The organism is Bradyrhizobium neotropicale (genome assembly GCF_001641695.1).
Lineage (GTDB): Bacteria > Pseudomonadota > Alphaproteobacteria > Rhizobiales > Xanthobacteraceae > Bradyrhizobium > Bradyrhizobium neotropicale.
The window spans coordinates 13,456-16,703 of the sequence record NZ_LSEF01000048.1 but is presented as its reverse complement, the minus strand read 5'-3'; the positions used below and the strand labels follow the sequence as shown (position 1 = coordinate 16,703).

General features: G+C 64.6%; 1 protein-coding gene and 1 pseudogene. Both read left to right on the top strand.

The features are described 5' to 3' along the window. The first annotated feature begins 248 nt into the window (after positions 1-248). The gene (locus tag AXW67_RS16190; RefSeq protein ID WP_063678678.1) at positions 249-2,636 is read left to right on the top strand and encodes a phosphoketolase family protein; all 2,388 of its coding nucleotides are present in this window, start codon (positions 249-251) and stop codon (positions 2,634-2,636) included. A 4-nt stretch (positions 2,637-2,640) separates the two neighbouring features. Continuing rightward, a pseudogene (locus tag AXW67_RS44070) lies at positions 2,641-3,248 on the top strand (acetate/propionate family kinase); the annotation flags it as partial.

Genomic DNA, 3,248 nt, shown 5'->3' with positions numbered 1-3,248 from the left:
CCGGCGGGTGCCTGAGGGCATGAAGGGATGCTCGACTCATGGAGCCAAGATAGCACGCAAAAGGAACAAATCAAGAACGAGAACTAAAATCGCCAAAACAACCCCATGCAAAGTAGCCGCCCAAACTTTGCGCGCGGGATTTTGACCTCGCGCAAGGGGCCGCGGTCGCGATCCCATTTGATGACAACCAGGGATCGATCAAGCCGGAACAAGGTTGATGACGATCGTTGCGTGAAGGGTCGGCAAACATGACAGACAGACAACAGCGAGGCGCCGCCACCGGCGACCTCGACCTTCTCGATCGCTACTGGCGCGCCGCAAACTATTTATCCGTCGGGCAAATTTATCTTCTGGACAACCCGCTGCTGCGCGAGCCGTTGCGGCCCGAGCACATCAAGCCGCGCCTGCTCGGCCATTGGGGCACGACGCCCGGGCTCAATTTCGTCTACGCCCATCTCAACCGCGTCATCCGCGCGCTGGACCTCAACGTCCTCTATGTCTGCGGCCCCGGCCATGGTGGCCCGGGAATGGTCGCCAACACCTATCTCGAAGGCACCTACAGCGAGATCTATCCAAACATCGGGCGCGACGCGGACGGATTGCGCAAGCTTTTCCGCCAGTTCTCCTTTCCCGGCGGCATTCCGAGCCACGCGGCTCCGGAAACGCCGGGCTCGATCCATGAGGGCGGCGAGCTCGGCTACGCGCTGGTGCACGCCTATGGCGCGGCACTCGACAATCCCGACCTGATCGTCGCCTGCGTCGTCGGCGACGGCGAAGCCGAGACCGGCCCGCTCGCGGCGTCCTGGCATTCGAACAAGTTCCTGAACCCTGTCCATGACGGCGCGGTGCTGCCGATCCTCCATCTCAACGGCTACAAGATCGCCAACCCGACCGTGCTCGGGCGGATGCGCGACGAGGAAATCCGCGAGCTGTTCCGCGGGTTTGGCCACGAGCCCCTGTTCGTCGAGGGCGACGATCCCAAGCTCATGCACCGGATCATGGCGGATGCGCTCGACGTCGCGCTCGCCAGCATCCGCTCGATCCAGCAGCACGCTCGCGACGGGCGCAAGGCGATTGAGCGGCCGCGCTGGCCGATGATCGTGCTGCGCAGCCCGAAAGGCTGGACCGGTCCGAGGGAGGTCGACGGCAAGAAGGTCGAAGGCTTCTGGCGCGCGCATCAGGTGCCGGTCGCGAGCTGCCGGGAAAATCCCGCGCATCTGAAGGTGCTCGAAGACTGGATGCGCAGCTACGAGCCCGAAAAACTGTTCGACGCGAACGGCAGGCTGATCGGCGAGCTGCAGGCGCTTGCGCCTGAAGGCGACCGCCGCATGGGCGCCAATCCGCACGCCAATGGCGGGCTGCTGAAGAAAGAGCTGAAGCTGCCGGACTACCGCGGCTTCGCAGTCGAGGTGAAGCGTCCCGGCGGCGTCACGGCGGAAGCGACACGGGAGCTCGGCAAGTTCCTGCGCGACGTCGTCCGCCTCAATGCGGACGCGCGCAACTTCCGCATCATGGGGCCGGACGAGACCGCCTCAAACCGGCTCGATGCGGTGTTCGAGGCGACCGAGCGGGTGTGGATGGAGGCAATCGAGCCCTATGACGTCCACCTCGCGCAGGACGGCCGCGTGATGGAGGTCCTGAGCGAGCATCTCTGCCAGGGCTGGCTCGAAGGCTATCTGCTCACCGGACGCCACGGCTTCTTCTCCTGCTATGAGGCCTTCATCCACATCGTGGATTCGATGTTCAACCAGCACGCCAAATGGCTGAAGGTCTCGCGCGAGCTGGCCTGGCGACGCCCGATCGCCTCGCTCAATTATCTGTTGACCTCGCATGTCTGGCGTCAGGACCATAACGGCTTCAGCCACCAGGATCCCGGCTTCGTCGATCTCGTCACCAACAAGAAGGCCGACATCGTCCGCGTCTATTTCCCGCCGGACGCCAACACGCTGCTGTGGATCGCCGATCACTGCCTGCGCACCTATGACCGCGTCAACGTGATCGTCGCCGGCAAGCAGCCGGCGCCGCAATGGCTTTCGATGCAAGAGGCCGCCACCCATTGCGATGCCGGCATCGGCATCTGGACCTGGGCGGGGACGGAAAATGCGAGCAGCGAGCCGGACGTGGTGATGGCCTGCGCCGGCGACGTGCCGACGCTGGAGACGCTCGCCGCCGTCGACCTGCTGCGCAACGCGCTGCCCGACCTGAAAATCCGCGTCGTCAACGTCGTCGACCTCATGACGCTGCAGCCGAGGGAGCAGCATCCGCATGGACTGTCCGATCGCGACTTCGACAGCCTGTTCACGCGCGACAAGCCGGTGATCTTCGCCTATCACGGCTATCCCTATCTGATCCATCGCCTCACCTATAGCCGCGCCAACCATGCCGGCATGCATGTGCGCGGCTTCGCCGAGGAAGGCACCACGACGACGCCGTTCGACATGGTCGTGCTCAACGAGCTCGACCGTTATCACCTCGCGATCGAGGCGATCGAGCGCGTGCCGGGGCTGGCGACCAAAGCCGCGCAAGTGAAACAGCAATTCCGCGACGCGCTGATCCGGCATTCGCGCTATGTGCGCGAGCGTGGCGAGGACATGCCGGAGATCCGCGACTGGGTCTGGCCGGGCAAGACGGACTGACCTCATGCCGTCGTTCGACGCGGTCCTCGTCCTCAACGCCGGCTCGTCGAGCATCAAGTTCGGCCTGTTCGATATCTCGGCGGCCGAACCTGCCCTGCTCTGCAAGGGCCTGCTCGACGAGCACGCGGCCAAGCCGCGGCTCGTGGTGAAGAGCCCTGCGGGCGAAGACCTGTTCGAGAATCAGAGGGCGGCATCGGATACCGATAGCGGCGATTTATTCGCTGACGTGCTCGCCTTTATCGACGACCATTTCAGCAAACCCCGCTTGCGTGCGGTAGGCCACCGCATCGTTCATGGCGGCCCGGATTACGCCGACCCGGTCGAACTAACGGAAGAGGTCTACGCGAAGCTGGACGCGCTGACGCCGCTCGCGCCGCTGCATCAGCCGCGCTGCCTCGCGCCGGTCGGCACGATCAGAGCGATCCGGCCCAGCCTGACGCAGATCGCCTGTTTCGACACCGCCTTTCACCACGGCCTCGCACCGCCAGCGAGCCGCTTCGCCATTCCGAGACGTTATGAGCAGCACGGCGTCCGGCGCTACGGCTTCCACGGCCTCTCCTTCGAATATGTGGCAGGCCGCCTTGCCGAGATCGCACCACAGCCCGCGGCGGG